This is a genomic window from Kibdelosporangium persicum (assembly GCF_013280595.1).
Lineage (GTDB): Bacteria > Actinomycetota > Actinomycetes > Mycobacteriales > Pseudonocardiaceae > Kibdelosporangium > Kibdelosporangium persicum.
Genome location: NZ_JAAATY010000022.1, coordinates 12,083 through 29,864, shown reverse-complemented (window position 1 = coordinate 29,864; position 17,782 = coordinate 12,083). Strand labels below are relative to the sequence as shown.

Below are 17,782 nucleotides of genomic sequence, written 5' to 3'. Positions count from 1 at the left end.
GTGCTGCCCTTCGACGGCCGCGTTGAACCGGGTTACGGTATCGGGACATGCCCGATCCGGAACCGCCGTCTACGCCTCGTCATCCGGGCCAGCTGCTCCCGCAGGGTCACGGGTACGACGCCCTCCCTGATCAGCACGGCCCGTCCTTTCGCCTTGGTACGCAAGGTATCGATCACTTCGCTCATCGGTACCTTGTGCACCGGCCTGCCGGAGTGCGTCGCGAGGTACTGCCGTACGGCGTCCTGGGCTGCCAGCGCGCTGGGATGGTCGCTGTCGCACAGTTTGTCGATCGCCTTGACTTCCCAGTCCTTGTCGAACTGGATCTTGCCGCCCCGTTCCCACAGCTTCGGGTCGGGGTTCTTGGTCTCGATGTAGTTCCACTTGATCTCGAAGTGCCAGACCTCGATCTTCCCGCTCTTGGTGCGGCGCAGGCCGATCCGGTCGATGCCGTTGCCGCTGGCGTTGTGGATGCCCGGAAGCACGATGTCCATCTGCGGGATTCCGGGCACAGCGCCGTTCTGCAGCTGGCCGGCGGCGTGGATCTCGAAGTCCTCCCAGATCGGTCTGGTGCCCTGGAGCTGGCGCTGAACGGGTAGCTCGTCGCCGGCCGGGCCGGAGAGGTCGATCTCGAACATGCTCTGGGACATCATGACGTCGTCCTGGAACATGTCCATGAGCTCCTGCACGGTCTGGGCGAGCTCGACGGCGTCGGCGGCATCCTGGACGGCGTTGGCGAGTCCCTTGTACTTCCCCACTTGGCCGAGGCCGAGGGTGGCCGCGGTGAGGACGGCCAGCGCCAGCTCCGTCTCGTCCGCGTCGGCCTGGGCTTTCGCGGCGTCGACCTGTCCCTGGTCGACCAGCTCGGTCCCGGGCTTGACGCTCGCCTTGGACAGGCCGAGCAGTTTGTCGTACTCCGTGACGCTGTTCGCGACGTTGGCCGCCGCGGCACCGACCCCGACGGCGAGGAGCATGGCCAAGCTCGCGCCCCCGGTGAAGGGCGCGACGATGAACGCGGCGGCGCTCAGCGTGGACAGTCCCAGATGGCCCAGTACCCTGCCGAACTCGTGGTCGCCGATCTGCTGCTCGGCCACCAGCTTGGGCAGGCTCTGTGTCCAGTCGTAGGCTCCCATGCCCTGACCGGTGGCGGCCGCCTGTCCCTGGAACATCTGCCGGTGGATCGGTTGCAGGTCGAGCGGGTCGATACCGCCACCGGCCACGTCCAGACCGGTCTGGGCTTTGGCGATGTTCTCCAGAACCGCGCGCATGGCGGTCCCCAGACGGACCCGGGCCGCCGCCGGATCGTTCTCCGCGGCCAACGCCCCGACGTCCTCGCTCTTGCCGGTCTTCGACAGTGCCATCAGGGCCGGGTAGTGGCCGAGCAGACCCGCCACGCTCGTGCTGGCCTTGGTGAAGAGCGTTTCCAGGGTCGCGAAGTCCTTGGTCTCAACCGGTGGGCCGAGCATCGTGAACCCCGCTGCCGTGGCCTGGCCGGGATCACCGAACGGGGGCGGCTTTCCGGGTTCGAACAGGGCGACGTCGGCGTACTTCACCGGTTTGGTCCCGTCAAAGCCGCCCGCCGAACCAGTCGAGTCCTGCGGCGCGGGGCCCTCGCCGTCACTGGGACCGCCCGCACTGTCGCCGAGCATCGGCACGGAGGACGCGGGTCCGTAACCCACAGGGACCTTCCGGGCAGCTTCCATCTGTCGCTGGAGATCGGCTACGGAAGCGGCGGCACGCTGCGTGGCGGCGAGCTTCTGGGATTGCGCCTCGGTGGGTGGCGCGGCCGCCTCGCCTGCTGTGGCCGGGATGCCAAGGCCGGCCATCTCCGAGGTGATCAGTTCGCCGTTCTGCTTGAGGTAGCCCAACGCGATCGACCGCGTGTCGGAAACGAAGTCACCCGCCATCAGCTTCACGTTGGCCAGCCGGTCGAGCTCGGCGCCCACCGTGACGCAGTGGTTGAACAGCACGATCTCCCGGGAACCTGTACGCACGAGTTCCTCGGTCGTGAGCGTCCCCCAGATCTCCTCGATCTTGGTTTCGTCGAACGGTCCGACCCAGCCCTGGTAGGCGAGGATCCGGATCAGGTCCATCTTCTTGTCGACCGGCAGACCCGCGATCTCCTTCGTGTCGATCGCCTTGACGTCGCCTGGGTCCTTGCTCCGCAGGGCCTTGTCGACCACGTTCTCACCTGAGTCCGCACTGCGCTGGGCGAACAAGCCGGACACGGCTTGGTTTCCTGCGTGGACAGGCAGTCGGGCCAGCTGAGCACGGGTGACCAGCCGGGCGGTCTCAATGTTGCCGTGTGGACCGGCGGAGACCGCGGAGTCAGCCATGGTGGTGTGATGCTCGTGGTCGGGCGGGTCTGCGACATCGAACTGTGCGGTCACGTCGGCTCCCTTCCCCGGGGAATCCGACACTGGTTGTGGTGGCGCACGCACACAAGCTCGCGGACGACGGCAACACGGGCCGGCATTCCTGCCCGAGCGGGCAGGAACGCCGGAAGGCCGGTTCGTGTCCGGCGGCTCACGCCGGTGGACGCAACCGCCGCCTGGTGCCGAACTCCATCGGCGAGATCAGAACGACCTTGTGTCGAGCGTGGTCAGGTGTTGCCGGACGCGTTCGGCGTCGGTGGTGCGCAATTGTTTTTGGTACAGGTCCAAAGCGTGTTCCCAGGCCGCGCGGGCGTGGTCGTGGTGGCCGAGGGCAGCGTGGGGGTGGCCGAGGCCGGTGAGGGTGTCGGCCATCCGGGGAGTGTGGCCGAGATCGCGGTACAGGTTGAGGGCCTGCTGGTAGTGGCCGATGGCGCGGTGGTGGTAGCCGGTGTGGTGCTCGATGTAGCCGAGGCTGTCCAGTGCGGTCGCCTCGCCGTCGGGATCGTGGTGATGGTGGTACAGGGTGAGGGCGGCCTGGCAGTGACTGCGCGCCGTGTCGTAGTCGCCGAGCTGAGCGGCGTACCAGCCCACCGCGTTGAGGGCGCGGGCTTCCTGCACCGGCTGATCGAGGGTGCGGACGAGTTCCAGGGCGAGCCTGGCGTGGTCCAAGGCTCGCTGGTCGTCTCCTCGTTGCTTCCAGGCCCACGAGAGCGTCAGGTGGGTGAGGACCTGGTGGGTGGGGTGGTGGTGTTCGGCCAGGGCGAGGGCTTGGTGCAGGTGTTCGATTGCTTCCTCATGGCGTCTCAGGTCGGCGTGAGCGATGCCGAGGTACCGATGGGTGCTGGTGTGGGTGGTGGGGTCGGGAAGGTGCACTGCTGCGTCCAGCGCGGCCTGCCACACGACGAGTTGGTCGTGGAGGAGTCCCTGCCGGTACTGGAAGGTGTTCAGCGCCCAGGCCATCTGCCACACGGTGTGATGCCACTGCTGGGTGGCGGCGGCGTGCTGGGCGGCCAGCAGATTGGCGTGCTCGCTGTCGAACCACGCCATCGCCGCCGGTCGGTCGGGTAGCGGGTGGGGATGGGTGCCGGGTGTGTGCGGGTCGAGCCGGATGGGTGAGCGGTGAGGAGCCAGGAGCCGGTCGGCGGCACAGGCGGTGTGGAGGTAGTAGTCGACCAGCCGGTGTAGTGCGGTGGTGCGAGTGGCTTCTGGGAGGTTGTTGTGCGCTTGCTCGTGAGCATGGAGCCGGATCAGGTCGTGCATGCGATAGCGGTCGGTGCTGTGGCGGTGGATGAGGTGGGCGTGTTCGAGTTCGCGGAGCACGCTGAGGGTCTGCGGCGCGGGCAGGGCGGTGAGACTGGCGGCGGCGGCCAGCCTGATGTCGGGGCCAGGAGCCAGTCCGAGCAGTGCGAACACCTCCGTCGCCTGGTGGGTGAGGCTGTGCTGCGACCAGGACAGCACCGCGCGCAGGTTGACGGCGAGTTCGCCGCCGTTCAGGGCGTCCAGCCGGGATGTGCGGTCGCGCAGTTCCCCGGCCACCGCGGCGAGGGGGACGTCGGGTTGGATGGTGGCGCGTGCAGCCACGATCCCGAGCGCCAGCGCCAGTCCTCCGCAGTAGTCCAGCAGTTCGTTTACGGCGTCGGGTTCGGCGGCCAGCCGCTCGGCCCCGATATCGCGGGCCAACAGGTCGCGGGCGTCGGTCTCGGTGAGCACGTCCAACTCCAGTAACTGCGCGCTGTACGCGGTGACCAAGCCGGTGAGCAGGCGGCGGCTGGTGACCAGGACCGTGCAGGTCGGACTGCCGGGCAGCAGCGGCACAACCTGACTGGTCTCGCGCGCGTTGTCGAGCAGGATCAGCATCCTGCGACCCGCCACCAGACTCCGGTACAACCCGGCCAACGCGTCCAGATCCGCGGAGATCGACCGCGTGTCCACCCCCAGCGCGTTCAACAACCCTCGCACCGCCACCTCCGGCGACAGCGGTTGTCCTGAGGGGGCAAACCCACGTAGATCGACATACAGCTGCCCATCCGGAAACCGGTCGACATTACGATGCGCCCAGTTCAGGGCCAGCCAGGTCTTGCCCACGCCTCCGCCACCGCTGATGACGGAGATCACCGTCGCCCCGCCCGCCTTCAGGGCGATCTTGTCCAGTTGGGCGAGTTCACTGACCCTGCCGACAAAACCCGCCGGCGCGATCGGTAGTTGGCGAGGCACGACCGCCATCGGTGCCGCCTGGGCGGTGTACCGCAGGGCACCGCCGATGTCGCTGTCCACTGTAGACGCTGTGTCGAGCATCGGGTCGTTGCGCAGAATCCGCTGGTGCAGCACCTGCAGTGCGGGACCGGGATCGACGCCGACCTCTTCCGCCAGGTGCTGCCGCACTTGCTGGTACTGGTCCAATGCCACCGTTCTGCGGCCGGAGCGGTACAAAGCAAGCATGAGCTGACCGGCTGAGCGTTCGTCCAAGGGGTGCGCGGCAACACGGGCGAACAGCTCGGACAGCAACTCACTGTGCCGGCCGCTGCGTAATGCGAGGTCCGTGCGCTCCAGAATCGCCGCGAACCGTTGCTTTTCCAGCACGTCACGCATCGCGTTGACCCACGGACTGTCCAGATTGGCGAAGGCGTCGCCACTCGACAAGCCAAGCGCCTGATCGAACAACACGAGGGACTGCTCGTCACTACTGGCAGTGCGGGCTTGGGTGACCAGATGACGGAAGCGATGCAGGTCCACCGCCATCACATCGACACTGAGGACGTAGCCGCCCGGCGTGCTGGAGATCTTGACGTCGTCGGCCGCCGACAGGGCACGGCGTAAGCGATACAGATAACCGTACAGCGTCTCCCGAGCGCGAAGCGGGGGATGGTCCGCCCATACCCGGTCGATCAGTTGCTCAACCGGCACGACCCGGTTGGCATCCGTCAACAGTGTCGCAAGCACACCCCTCTGCTTGATATGCCCGACGTCCACCTCCTGGCCGTCCAGACGTGCCTGAATGTCACCGAGCAGACGGAACTCCATCCCCACAACGAGCCCTCTCACCGCATGATCTTCCTGACTCGGTATCGCCGTACCCCGGTCGACCGATAGCGAGCAGTTACGAGATTTGGGGACGATACTCGTGCTCGAAGCGTTCGATTGATTGATTCACTGCAGCCAACACCGCAGGTCACGACGGTTGTCGCGACACATCGACGAGAAGGCTCTGGTTCGCTCGGTCGTGGTGTTCCTACCGTCGGACGACATGAGCGCCAACGACGATTCCACCCCGCATACCTCTGATCCCGACGTGGTGTGGGTACCCATTCGCCGGGACCAGGCCGCCTTTCCAGCACCACGGCGCGCCGCTGACAGCGGTCATGCTTTGCCCTGGTTGACGCTTGTCGCATCCGGTTTCCTGTTGTTGTCCGCGTTTCTGCCGTGGGGCGGCGGGATCGGCTCGAGCGATCTCGACGACGTGGGCAACGAGATTCAGCCGGTCGCCTGGGTGGTGGCCGGCGGTGGCGGCTTGTTGATGCTTCCGATCTCGATCGTCGCTGTGGTCCGCCGCCGCCCCCGTCTTACCGGATGGGGAATCCTGCCCGGCTTTCTGGGCCTGGTGGTGGCTGTGTTCATGTTCATCGTGGTCAGTGTCGGTGGCTTCGTGATCGGCGTCGGGTTGCCGTTCACCGCTGTTGCTTCCTTGGTGTTGCTTGTCTGTGGGTTCGTCGCACTGGTCTCGGTCCGTGGTGAGACGGGAAAGCGGGCCTCGCGGACTGGTGAGCTTGTGCTCGGCGGGTTGGCAGGTGCCGGCGGCGCGGTACTGGCCGTCTGCGGAGCAAGCACGTGGGTTGAGTGGAACGGGCGAAGCCCGGATCGGCAGGCCGTCTCAGACGCGCTTGACGTGGTCCAGCCGCTGGTCGTGGTCATGGGCCTCGTGGTGCTCGGGATGGCCGCACTGCACACCGCGCGTCGGCGACCGCGGTCACTCGGCTGGCTGGTGGCACTGGGACTGGTGAGCCTGCTGCTGACGGGATACTTCGCGCTGGGCACCGGCGTTGCCCGCAACGAAATGGGCGAACACGCCATGACCGGCACGGACGCCTTGTTCGTCGGCCTGATCGCGTCGGCAGCCTTGGTAGTCGTCGGGTTCGCCGCGCTGGCACGTCCGAAGGCCGCGATACCGCACAATCCACCGTCGCGTACCTGAAACCCGTGCACATCGTCGTCCGAGAAGCGGTTGTCTCGATCTCGCTCGTTGAGTTGCATTGCCTGTGGCACCATGGCTCCCCGCGTCCACAGGAGTGTGATCAACGTTGGCCCGAAGAGAGACGAGTCTGGGAGCACTCGACGACCCGGTCCAGCAGTTCGCCCATGATCTGCGCGAGTTGCGCAGACAGGTCGGCAATCCGAGCTATCGGGAACTGGCCAAACGGGCTCATTACTCCGCGTCGATGTTGTCCACCGCGGCGAACGGCCGGAAGCTGCCGTCGGAGGCGGTGACGCTCGCGTTCGTGCGGGCGTGCGGTGGCGACACCGAAGAGTGGAAACGCCGATGGCGCGAAGTGGGTGCCCGTGTTGGCGCCGCGACGGCGGTCAACGGCGGCGAGTCCGCCACGCGCGAGACCGCCGTCGAACCCGAGCACAAGCCTGCTCAGTCCCGTCGCTGGCTTTGGTACCTCTGCGCACTGGTCGTTCTTGCCGTTGCCGGGGGACTTGTGGCGTTTCTCCTCGTTCACCAACAGCCACCGCCACAAAAACGGACGTTCAGTGCGATCGCCGCTGAGGACTGCCGACAGGACGAGACCCGGCGGATCGGGATGAATCCCGGTGGCCCGGACGGCGCGAGCGGCTGGAGCCTGGAACCACTCGGTGGTTTCGCGGGCGACGGCTGTGGCGGCGGTTATCGCTATACACCCGGCAGCGGCACGGACAAACCGGGAACCGGTCCGGACAATTTCAGCTGGGTCTTCCGGCCGGACCTGCCCGGTGAATCCACCTGCGCGGTGCGAATCTACATACCCAACGGAAATCCGATGCGCGTCGGCGGTTCCCCGGCACACTACAGTGTCGAATCGGGACCCGACGGGGCGGTGATCGACACCTTCACGATCGATCAGCAGGCGCATAAAGGGAGTTGGGTGGACGCCGGTGAGGTCCGGTTCTCCGGAGTGCTGCTGATCATCCGAATGTCCGATCGCAACGCGGCCAAACTTCCCGTCGCGGCAAGCGCGGCGGCGGTCGACTGCCGAGTCACCGACGGATGACGTCGCGTTCGCACCGGACACAGCGAGAGCCCCGTTGACCACAGAAGCGCTGGTCAACGGGCTCTTTGCGCGGACGAGACGGCGTGCCTCCGGCAGGAGACGGATGAACTGCATCGCGAGCCACGGCGTTCACAATCGCCTCGGTGGCTGAGAGGTCAGGCATTCCGGACGCGTTCCGCCCGGATGGGAGCACTCACCAAGAACCGGGCCGTGAGAACGCAAGTGCTCGATGATGGTCACGCCCCAAGATCCCGTGACGGGGCACTCCAAGAATCGGGCCATCGCCGGGGGATTCTCGTCGCTGACCGCGACAGATCAGGCCGACTGCGACAGATCAGTTCGTCCCCTGGCGGACGTCCGTCCCCTGTTCGGCGAACGCCTTGAAGTCCCGCATGTGCTGCCGCGACTGCTTCCGGAAGGTGCCGGCCATCAGACGCCCCATCAGCCGCATCAGCAACCCGTCGAACCGGAACTCGCTTTCGCTCTCCCACAGCGTCGTTTCCGGACCGGCGTCGATGATCCGGTCGCGCTGGGCCTGCCACATGCCCTCGCCGACGATCTCGCGGTCGTAGTGCACGACGACCGAACTGGGGATGGCGTGCAGGTCTGCAGGTTCCAGGCGCGTGACGGTCTCGGTGGCCTCCATCCTCTGCTTCCCCATCTGAAACACGACTCGCGAGGTGGTGCCGACCTGGCCATGCACCCCGTTCACCGGCTCGTGCAGTACCAGGCCGCGCAGCCACTTCGGCATGTGCTCCGGGTCGGCGACCAGTTGGACCACCTTCTCGCGGGGCAGGGCGATCTCGATCGAGGTGGTGTACTTCATCGCGCGTTCGTTCCGGGGGCGTAGAACGCGGTGGTGGCCGCTACCGCGGCCGCCACGTGATCCGGATCGCCGCCGGCGGCCAGGTGAGCCTCGCCCCATGCCGCGGCGCTGCGCCGAGCGAACTCGCGCCCCTCGGGCGAGGTCCGGAACTCCTCGTGGTCGAGGGTCTCGCCGTCGGCCAGGAACCTGGCCAGGGTGAGCAGATGCAGGTCCCAGCCCACACCGCCGGCACCGGGGCCGTAGGTCGGGAACATGGGCTCCCCGACGGCCGCTGCATGGACCAGTTCGAGCTCGGTGTCCCCGGCAGCGCCCGGGGACAGGCGTACCTCGACCTCGCTCGTGCCCGGCCACTCGTCGGCCTCCGGTCCGAAGAGCCAGGACACCCGCAGCAGCCGCGGCGGGTCGCACCGGAGGATCTCGCCGTGCTCACCGCCGTCCAGCTCGAACGACCCACCGAGCCGCAGGTCTCCGGTGACCGACTTCAACCAGCGGCCCAGTCGATCGGGGTCGGTGATGGCGTTCCACACGTCGTCGACCGGCGCGTCGTAGCGACGCCGCAGCTCCATCGTGTACGCGTCGCCGGCGGGCAGGGTCGATGTGCCCATCGTCCGGCGTGCCGCGGCCAGTTCGTCGAGTACGTCCTTCATGTCATGGTCCTTTCTCTGGCGGTTCGGCCTTGCCGACCCCTGAGGTCCGGGATGCGCGTCTGCCGCGGGCCAGCTCAGTTCCCAGGGCATCGAGCCGCTGATCCCAGAACCCGCGAAACCGGTCCAGCCACGCGTCAACCTCGCTCAGCGGCGCGGGTTCGACGGCGTAGAACCGGCGAGTCCCTTCAGCCCGGACCGACGCGAATCCGCTCTCCCGCAGAACGCGCAGATGCTGGGAGACAGCCGGCTGGGACAGTGCGAACTCGGCCCGAATCACCTCCGTGATCGCGCCCGAGGTCTGCTCACCGTCGGCGAGTAGCTCGAGAATGCGCCGGCGCACCGGGTCACCGAGGACGTCGAACGCGTGCACGACCAGGACGGTACCAGCCCGGGATTATATAAGCCAGAGTGGGTACTCTGGCCTGCGGTGTCGACGCCCATCGACATCCGACACGTATCACCAATGCTGGTGTTGACCGGGACCGACTTCCGGTCGCCAGCGAGATATCAACCGGTGCCACGATCGCCCGTACCAGCCCGGTCGGCCAGCTCGTGCGGGTAAGCGCCGAGGACGGCGTCCAGCACATCGCCCGTCTGACGGGCCGGGTGTGCTCGGCGGTGCCGTGCCTGCTCGGTGATAACGGCATGAGGCCTGTCGGGGCGCCCGTCGGCAGGAGTCGCGAAAGAGTCAGCGTCCTGCTGGTGGAAACTTCGCCGTGCGCAGATCACCGAGGCGGCACAGCGCGGGCGCAGCCAGGAGGCGCGGTCCTGCAACAAGGCGGCAGCTGGAGAGCAGCGGTGTCTCGGTGCCTGAGGGTGTGGCCGGAGAGGGGGACTGAGCCCTGCTGGGTTCCGGGACGGGGAAGGAGAACGAGGACGCGTCGGCGAGATGGAGGCAGCGGGGTCATGTGACCGCCCGCCCCAACTGCGAGGCGCAGTGCGCTCGGCAGGCCATGCTCGCCGACGGGTGCTCTGCTCGCGCTTTCGTCCGGCTAGGGATGGGGTGTAGCCGGCCACCTCGCCTGCCTGAAGCCGAGCGGGACGTCGACCGGCGGGAACCACAGCACGTCGTCGATTTGCTTGACGAGCACGTCAAGTCCGGAGATTTCGACGAATCACATGAATCGGAAGTCCACGCCCGGTCAACGCCTTCTGGAGACTACTGGGGACGAGGTCTGACGTCATGGCGAGTCCGCGTCGAGTCAGTAGATGTGAAGTTCGTAGATCGTTCCATAGTACTTGTTCCGCACTTCGTTCTTGGCGAAGAAGTGGCGGTATTCGTAGCCATCGCCCGGGGCGTAGACGAACCAGCCGGCGTTGTTGCCGCTGCTGAAGTTGTTGACGTACCTCTGGTTGATGTTCATTTCACCGGCGTTGGCGAAGCACCGCCTGGTCCCGAGTGTCGCTCCCGGCTCCTGGAAGCCCACCGCAAAATATCCACCTTCGAAGATGCAGTTGACCAAATTCACCTCATTGATCGCATGAGCCGGAGTTGCGCCGATGATTCCGATGGCCAGCGCAGCGGAGGCGGCGGCGGCAAGGCGACGTTTCACCGTGTTCCTTTCGTGCTTCTTGTCCTTGCCGCGACCGTAGCTCGCCGATTACGCCAGGTGCAAGACAGCGGTGAAACTCTGGATCGTTCGGGAAGGGGAGCGGTGTTCAAAAGTGCAGAAGGGGTCCCGGGTAGTGCGGTCGGCAACAATCTACACGTTCCGCTCGGCGGACACGACCCACTGATGGTCGCGGTCCGGCGGGCGTTCCCGGTCGTCGACCTGAACGCCGTCCTGTTCGAATTGCGTCGTGTCGCTTGCCTGGTGTACTGCCGAGACCCAGTCCCCAGACGCGGTGGGATCACGCGGGTCGGTAATACGGATGGAGCCAGCGTTCGCGAATGTTCCGTGTGCGCGACTGTTTGCGCGCCCATTCATGACTTCCGTCGATCACGGCCACCCGGTTCGATGGCCGCCGCGAATGCTATGAGCGCCGGTGGATCCCGAGACGGCGATTCGGGTGGCTCTTTCGGGGTGACGCCAACCACGCGTCGGGCGGCGGCCAGTCGGCCGTAGGCCGCTCCATCCCTCGTGAGGACTACAGGAAGTGTTTACATCAAGGGGATTCGTGACGCCGAGGTCTTCCATAGGTTCGCTGGCGACGGCATCAGGGCACGCCGAGAACTGAAGGGCAAGGGCGTTGAAGACAATGCAACGGTCAGCGGGAACCGGTATCCCCCGGAGGTTCACCAGGGTGGTGATCGCGATGACGCTCACCGTCGCCGCGGTGACGGGCTGTGGTGCCGCCGCGGAAGAAGACGCGACGAGTGAGGACGCACCACCGGTCGCCGCCGAGGCGGCCGCCACGCCGCGCATCACTTGGGGCACGTGCCCGGCGTTGGGCGAGGGCGCCGGTCGCGACCCCCGGGTCACCTGCGGAACGGTGAAGGTTCCGCTCGACTACCGGAACCCCGGTGGCGAGCAGATCGAGGTGGCCGTCTCGAAGCTACCGGCAGCGAAGCCCCACGACCGCCGCGGCGTCCTGCTGCTGAACCCCGGCGGCCCGGCGTTGTCCGGCCTGGGCACACCGGGTGTCGTGGCGCCGACCCTGCCGCCGTCGGTGTTGGCGGCCTACGACCTGATCGGCTTCGACCCGCGTGGGGTCGGGCACAGCACCCCGCAGAGCTGCGGCCTCGACGACCCGTCTCTCGCCGGCCTCTTCCCGTACCCGGCCGCGGACGGCTCGATCACCGCGAACGTCGACCACGCCCGCGCCGACGCCGAACGGTGCGCGACGAACGCCGGCGAGAAGCTCCGGTACTTCACCACCGCCAACACGGCCCGCGACATGGACCGCATCCGCATGGCGCTCGGTGAGAAGAAGATCTCCTACTGGGGCCAGTCCTACGGCACGTACCTCGGCACCGTCTACGGGTCACTGTTCCCGGAGCACGCCGACCGGGTGGTCCTCGAGGGCAACGTCGACCCCACGAAGGTCTGGGCCAACGCGACGGACAACTGGGGCAAGGCCATGTCGGAACGCTTTCCCGACGCGGCAAAAGTCGCCGCGGCGCAGCACGCCACGCTCGGCCTGGGCGGCACCGTCGACGAGGTGACCCGGAAGTACCTCGCACTCGCCGACCGCCTCGACCGCACTCCCGCACCCGTCCCCGGCACCCCGCTGGCCCTGACGGGTCCGATGCTGCGCACCGTCACCTACGGCCTTCTGCTGGACAACGAGAACCTCCCGATGCTCGCACAGTTCTGGAAGGCCGCTGTCGGGCTGGCCGACGGCAAGCTCACCGAGGCGGACGGCCGGGTGCTGCAGCAGGTGTTCACCGCGCCGCCGCCGCCCCCGGGCGTGCCAGCCGACAACCAGGCCACCATGTTCCTGGCACTGACCTGTGGTGACGCGCCGTGGTCCGCCGACGTCGACGACTACGCCCGCCGCACCGCCGAGGACCGCGCGGCCTGGCCGCTCACCGCGGGGATGCCCGCCAACATCTGGGCGTGCGCGTTCTGGCCGAAGCCGATCGAAGAGCCCGTCCGCGTGACGGACAAGGGACCGCGCAACACGCTGATCCTGCAGAACCGCAGGGACAACGCCACGCCGTGGGAGGACGGCCTCGGGCTGTACAAGGTCCTCGGCAAGCGAGCGGCTTTCGTCGGCGCGGACAACGGCGGGCATTACGTCTACCACCGGGGCTCCACGTGCGTGGACGAGGCGACGGTGACGTTCCTGACCACCGGCCGGCTGCCGGACAAGAAGGTCTACTGCACCGACGTCGCCCCGCGGTGACCGTGGTCGCTGACGGTGAGTGTCGGTAGACGGGGAACTCCTCGTGGCTCGGCCGGTGTCCAGCCGCCGTTCCACCTGGAGTTCCGTTGCCATGTGACAGAGGGCTTGCTCAGAGACTGACGCTCTTGGCTGTTGCCCATGGGCCGAGGGCGAACCCGTCGCCCTCCTGCCGGACTTCCACCGCACCCGCGCCACCGAAGTGCGCGGGGACGAGTAGTTCCCGTTCGTCAGCCGCACGCTGGAGAATCCGGCGGCGGCTGGCTACCGCTTGTTCTGGGGACAGGCAAGCGTTGCTGTTGCAGTGGGGGTGCAGGAGCTGGATTGGGCTGTGCACAAGATCTCCGACGAAGACCGCCCGGTCGCTTTTGGATGCGAGCCGGAGCACGGAAGAACCGGGAGTGTGGCCGGGCGCGGACTCCAGGGTGAGGTGTTCGTCGATGCGGTACAGGCCGTCCCACAACACGGCCTGTCCAGCTTGGTGGATGGGCGCGATGCTGTCTTCGTAGATCATGCGGTCGACCGCTTGCAGGCCGTTCCCGTACCCGTTGTCCGGACCGTAGTGGAAGTCGTCCGCTGCGGGAATGAGGTAGTGGGCGTTGGGAAACGTCGGTATCCATTCCCCGTCCGCGTCGACGGTGTTCCAGCCGACGTGATCGACGTGGAGGTGGGTGTTGACGACGACATCGACATCCTGCGGGCGAACGTCGGCTCTGGCCAGGAGATCGAGAAAATCACCCTGACAGTGGTGGAACGGCGGCATGCCGGGCCTTTCCCGCCCGTTGCCTGCTCCTGTGTCGACCACGACTGTCCGTCCACCGCTGCGCAGCACCCACGTCTGCAGCGCGAGCACCGCCCAGTCGCTGTCCGGCTCCCAGTGGTCCGGCGCCAGCCAGCCCTGGTTGTCCTTCCACGCATCGGCGGCTGCCTCCGGAACGATGCCGGCAGCGGGCGCGAACGGTTTCTGCCACTCCATGACCCGGATGACCTCGACATCCCCCAGCACCATGGTCTGCACACGTTCGTCTTCCTTCGTCATGTGCTCGACCCTAAGAACGACCAGATGATTCGCTCAATGCTCATCTGGCTCATTGAGATAAGCGTCCGTCTCACATCTCATACGAGGAGATATCTTGCATCAGTGGATGTGGTGAGCGACGCGATCTCTGCCGTGCATCTCGGGCACCCCTCGTCCCACCGGGTGCGGACGAGAGGGAGTTGGTGTGCGCGGCTCGACTCGTACGACGGCGCGGGGTTCTACGTCGTCCTGAAGGGCAGTTGCTGGCTGCTGCCCGACGGGTGCGCCCCGGTGCTTCTCGCCGTGGGTGACGCAGTGTTGCTGCCGCACGGCGCCGGCCACGTGATCGCTGATTCCCCGGTCGACGCGGCGATCGCCCGGGAAAAGGCGGTGCCGTTCGAGCAATGGATCGCGGGGACAGGATCGCGAGACGAGCCCGATCGCGACGAGACGGAGATGGTCTGCGGCAAGTACCGGCTCGACTGCAGCCGCCTGCACCCGCTCATGACAGAGCTACCCGAAGTCGTCCACCTGCCCAACCGGGTAGGCAGCCACCTCGAACTCCGCGCTGCGATCGACCTGCTCGCCGGCGAGCTGGACGAGCGACGCCCCGGCTCCTGTATCGCGCTCCCGAGCCTGCTTGATCTCCTCCTCGTCTACATCATCCGTTCCTGGATGACCGAGGCCACCAGCGGAACCTGGCCCCGGGTACTGGGCGACCCGGTGACGGCCGCCGCTCTGCGGGCGCTGCACGCGAATCCGGCCGCCCCGTGGAGCAACGACCGCCTGGCCGCGGAGGCGGGCGTCTCCCGCCCCACCCTGGCCCGCCGGTTCACCACCCTGGTCGGTCGCCCTCCGATGGCCTATCTCACGTGGTGGCGCCTGATCCTTGCCGCCACCCAGCTCCGAAACACCTCGGACACCCTGGCCGCCGTCGCCGGCCGAGTCGGCTACGGCAGCCCGTACTCACTCTCACATGCCTTCGAAAAGGAGTTCGGCATCACGCCGGGGCGGTACCGCGCCCAGGCCGCGGAACGATCCCGCAGCTGAGGCTTTCGATGCAGCCGCAGTCGGATGCGTTGTCGCGCCGAGAATGTGGGCCGACGGGTGGATCGACGTCCAGGGCGGCTCCTTGTCCACCGAGCACGGTTTGCTTTGGGACACAAGGGGTTGCGATGTTCAGGTTCGGCTCAGCGTGCGTATTCAGCGGAGATTGAAGGTGGTGTCAGCAGATCAACACCTGCGATAGATTCCGGTCGAAGTGGTCTTTCGACACGTTATCTGGGGTGATCTACTTGAGAAAAAGCCTTGCCGCTCTTGCGGCCGGGGCTGTGTCGGCGACGCTCCTGACAAGCGTCATGGCCGGGCCGGCGGGGGCCGCGCCGTCTGTTGAGATCCGGGACGGCGTGAGTCAGCCGGTTTTCTCCTATGCCGACGCCATCAGGGAAACAGTGTACGTCGAGGCGCCGGTCGACGGCGACCGCGACGGGCGCAACGACCGGATCGTGGCCGATGTGATCCGGCCAGCGGAGACGGCACAAGGGCTGAAGGTACCGGTCATCTTCCAGGCCAGCCCGTACTTTGGGCCGGACCTCACAGCGGGTGCGCGGTCCGAGGACCCACGGGGGCGCTATCGGGCGCGTTCGCTGGACAGTGAGTTCAAGGACCTCGAGGACGACGGGACGCCCACCCGGTTCCCGGAGTACTACGACAACTACTTCGTCCCGCGGGGCTACGCGGTGGTGCAGGTGGACAGCCCTGGTACCCGCTACTCCGAGGGTTGCACCACTGTGGACGGCAAGGCCGAAGTGCTTGCCGTCAAGGCGGTCCTGGACTGGCTGGACGGCCGGGGCAAGGCGACCGACAAGGCGGGCCAGGCGGTCAGCGCCGACTGGGACACCAACCGGGTCGGCTGGGTCGGCCGGTCGCACCGAGGAATCTTCGGCAATCTAGTGTCCACTATGGACGTGCCGAACCTGAAGACGATCGTGCCGATCGCCACGCTCGGCAGCTGGTACCCGTACATGCGCAACCAAGGGCTGCCACGGTTCCAGGACTACGCCAGGTGGACCGCGGTCACCGACGGGAACACCTCCCGGCTCGGCACGACACGCTGCAAGGCCGTCCATGATGAACTCGCGGCGGCCAGTGACGACACACACGGCACTTACAACGCCTTCTGGCGAGAGCGCGACTACGTTCCCGCTGCCGGCAAGGTGAAGGCCAGCGTCTACATGGTGCACGGCCTCAACGACTGGAACGTCACGACCGACCTGGCGCTCGACTGGTGGAAAGCGCTGGGCACGGCGAACATCCCGCGCAAGCTGATGCTCACCCAGCAGGCGCACGTCGACCCGATCGACGCGCACCGCGAGCGGTGGCTGCCCAAGATCCACCAGTGGATGGACCACTGGTTGCTCGGTGTGCAGAACGGGATCATGAACGAGCCGCCGGTGGAGCTGGAACGCTCAGCGAACCAGTGGGAGGCGCACACCGCGTGGCCCGCACCGAACACGACCCCGCGCACCCTGTGGCTCGGGCCGACCCTGTCGGAAACCAGGCCAAGCCCTTCAGTGGTCCAGTTCGAGGAGAAGTACTCGCAACTGCAGCGGGACATGGCCAACCCTGATGTGTCGAACTTCAACCGTGCGCAGTTCATCAGCCGGCCGTTGACGCAGGCGACGCGGTTCAGCGGGGTCGCGGAGGTCAATCTGCGCGCCAAGGCCAGCGTGTCCGGCACACCGCTGACAGCTCTCCTGGTCGATTACGGCACCGACGCACGGAACGTCACCGACGAGGACGACTACCTCTCCGGTCTGGTGTCCGCACCCGGCAGTGACTGTCTCGGCCAGGGCACCGCGGTGGACACCGGCTGCTACAGCAGGCACACACAGGACGTGCAGACCCGGCCGTTCGAAATCGTCACCACGGTCCAGATCGACACCGAGAACCGGCGGACCCTGGAATTCGACGAGCCCGTACAGCCGGAGAAGTACTACACCTACAACCTCAAGCTCAAACCCGAGGATTACGTGTTCAAACCCGGTCACCGGATCGGTGTGGTGATCGCCGGGACCAACTGCACCGGCACCGAGGTTCCCGGCACCAACTGGTGCGCCAACGAGCCCGCAGCCGGCCAGGAGCCGTGGGGCCGGACGCTGTTCGAGATCGACACCGCCAACAGCTTCCTCACACTGCCGGTCGTCGCATCGCCCTGACGATCGGCCTGGTCCGGTCGTGCCCCAACCCCCTCGGGCACGGCCGGACTGTCCTACATGGAGGTCGTGAAACCGGTCGTCATTACCGTCGCCCACAAGGGGAACACACACATCGTTCCTACTCGGATGGATCGGAACTGTTTCGGAGCGGTAGCAGGCTGACAGCGCTGACGACGACACCAATGACCCCTAGCCAGAGTGCGGACCGATGGCCGAGCGTGTGGGCCAGTGCCCCGCCGGTGAGCGCGCCGACGGGCAGTCCGCCGTACATGATCAGCCGAACGGAAGCGCCGACTCGGCCGAGTAGGTGGCTCGGCGTCAGTTGGGTCCGCACGGTGACAACCAGCACGTTCACCATGCCACCCGTCAGCCCGGCCACAACCAGGGCGGCCGCCCAGCCGGCAAACGTCAGGGTGCTCGAGTGGTCTGTGAGCGGAATGACGAGCAGCGGCAGGTAGCCGGCACTGCCGACGACGATCGTGCGACCGTAGCCGAACCGGCGCGCCACGCGGGGTGCCAGAAGGGATCCGGACAGGGCACCGACTCCGGCGAGTTCACCTCCTCGTGGCCTTGACTGGACCGGGGAGCGCTGCACGCGTATTGGTGTGCTTCCGCTGATGTCTGCCGCGCTCAATGCGCGATGCGTACGTCGAGACGGTTGTCAGCAGC

The 17,782-nt window shown here is 66.9% G+C and carries 13 protein-coding genes; 5 read left to right on the top strand and 8 right to left on the bottom strand.

Annotated features, from left to right (window positions below):
* Nucleotides 1-32: 32 nt before the first annotated feature.
* Nucleotides 33-2,387 carry a hypothetical protein gene (locus tag GC106_RS31570; RefSeq protein ID WP_173138222.1) on the bottom strand — a complete coding sequence of 785 codons (2,355 nt, stop codon included), beginning with the start codon at nucleotides 2,385-2,387 and terminating at the stop codon, nucleotides 33-35.
* Between the two features lie 186 nt (nucleotides 2,388-2,573).
* Nucleotides 2,574-5,414 (bottom strand): AfsR/SARP family transcriptional regulator, encoded by a 2,841-nt coding sequence (locus GC106_RS31565; protein ID WP_312873024.1) that lies wholly within the window; start codon nucleotides 5,412-5,414, stop codon nucleotides 2,574-2,576.
* A gap of 202 nt (nucleotides 5,415-5,616) precedes the next feature.
* Between GC106_RS31565 and GC106_RS31560 the strand changes: the two genes are divergently transcribed.
* Together GC106_RS31560 and GC106_RS31555 are read left to right on the top strand one after the other, a co-directional pair.
* Nucleotides 5,617-6,561: a hypothetical protein gene (locus tag GC106_RS31560; protein WP_173138220.1), complete on the top strand. Its 945-nt coding sequence runs from the start codon at nucleotides 5,617-5,619 to the stop codon at nucleotides 6,559-6,561.
* Between the two features lie 106 nt (nucleotides 6,562-6,667).
* Nucleotides 6,668-7,618 carry a helix-turn-helix domain-containing protein gene (locus GC106_RS31555; protein ID WP_246367268.1) on the top strand — a complete coding sequence of 317 codons (951 nt, stop codon included), beginning with the start codon at nucleotides 6,668-6,670 and terminating at the stop codon, nucleotides 7,616-7,618.
* Nucleotides 7,619-7,952: 334 nt separating this feature from the next.
* Here the strand turns inward: GC106_RS31555 and GC106_RS31550 are convergent, their stop codons facing one another.
* The 4 genes from GC106_RS31550 to GC106_RS48965 form a co-directional block, all read right to left on the bottom strand.
* Entirely contained in the window at nucleotides 7,953-8,444 is a 492-nt protein-coding gene (locus GC106_RS31550) for an SRPBCC family protein (protein WP_173138218.1), read from the bottom strand.
* Complete coding sequence (locus GC106_RS31545) at nucleotides 8,441-9,091, bottom strand: SRPBCC family protein (RefSeq protein ID WP_173138216.1); 651 nt, start codon at nucleotides 9,089-9,091, stop codon at nucleotides 8,441-8,443. Before GC106_RS31545 ends, GC106_RS31550 begins: the two co-directional genes overlap by 4 nt.
* Nucleotide 9,092: 1 nt before the next feature.
* The gene (locus GC106_RS31540; RefSeq protein WP_173138214.1) at nucleotides 9,093-9,461 is read right to left on the bottom strand and encodes an ArsR/SmtB family transcription factor; all 369 of its coding nucleotides are present in this window, start codon (nucleotides 9,459-9,461) and stop codon (nucleotides 9,093-9,095) included.
* 832 nt (nucleotides 9,462-10,293) lie between these two features.
* The gene (locus tag GC106_RS48965; protein WP_173138212.1) at nucleotides 10,294-10,644 is read right to left on the bottom strand and encodes a beta/gamma crystallin domain-containing protein; all 351 of its coding nucleotides are present in this window, start codon (nucleotides 10,642-10,644) and stop codon (nucleotides 10,294-10,296) included.
* Nucleotides 10,645-11,347: 703 nt separating this feature from the next.
* Between GC106_RS48965 and GC106_RS31530 the strand changes: the two genes are divergently transcribed.
* The gene (locus GC106_RS31530) at nucleotides 11,348-12,880 is read left to right on the top strand and encodes an alpha/beta hydrolase (protein ID WP_246367265.1); all 1,533 of its coding nucleotides are present in this window, start codon (nucleotides 11,348-11,350) and stop codon (nucleotides 12,878-12,880) included.
* Between the two features lie 109 nt (nucleotides 12,881-12,989).
* Here GC106_RS31530 and GC106_RS31525 read toward each other — a convergent pair whose 3' ends face one another.
* Nucleotides 12,990-13,916: an MBL fold metallo-hydrolase gene (locus GC106_RS31525; RefSeq protein ID WP_173138208.1), complete on the bottom strand. Its 927-nt coding sequence runs from the start codon at nucleotides 13,914-13,916 to the stop codon at nucleotides 12,990-12,992.
* Nucleotides 13,917-14,018: 102 nt separating this feature from the next.
* Between GC106_RS31525 and GC106_RS31520 the strand changes: the two genes are divergently transcribed.
* Together GC106_RS31520 and GC106_RS31515 are read left to right on the top strand one after the other, a co-directional pair.
* Entirely contained in the window at nucleotides 14,019-14,945 is a 927-nt protein-coding gene (locus GC106_RS31520; protein ID WP_173138206.1) for an AraC family transcriptional regulator, read from the top strand.
* 356 nt (nucleotides 14,946-15,301) lie between these two features.
* Entirely contained in the window at nucleotides 15,302-17,113 is a 1,812-nt protein-coding gene (locus tag GC106_RS31515) for a CocE/NonD family hydrolase (protein WP_173138204.1), read from the top strand.
* 118 nt (nucleotides 17,114-17,231) lie between these two features.
* On the opposite strand, the gene GC106_RS31510 is transcribed toward GC106_RS31515, so the two are convergent.
* Nucleotides 17,232-17,708, bottom strand: a complete 477-nt coding sequence (locus GC106_RS31510; protein ID WP_312873036.1) for an MFS transporter — start codon at nucleotides 17,706-17,708, stop codon at nucleotides 17,232-17,234.
* Nucleotides 17,709-17,782: the final 74 nt, after the last annotated feature.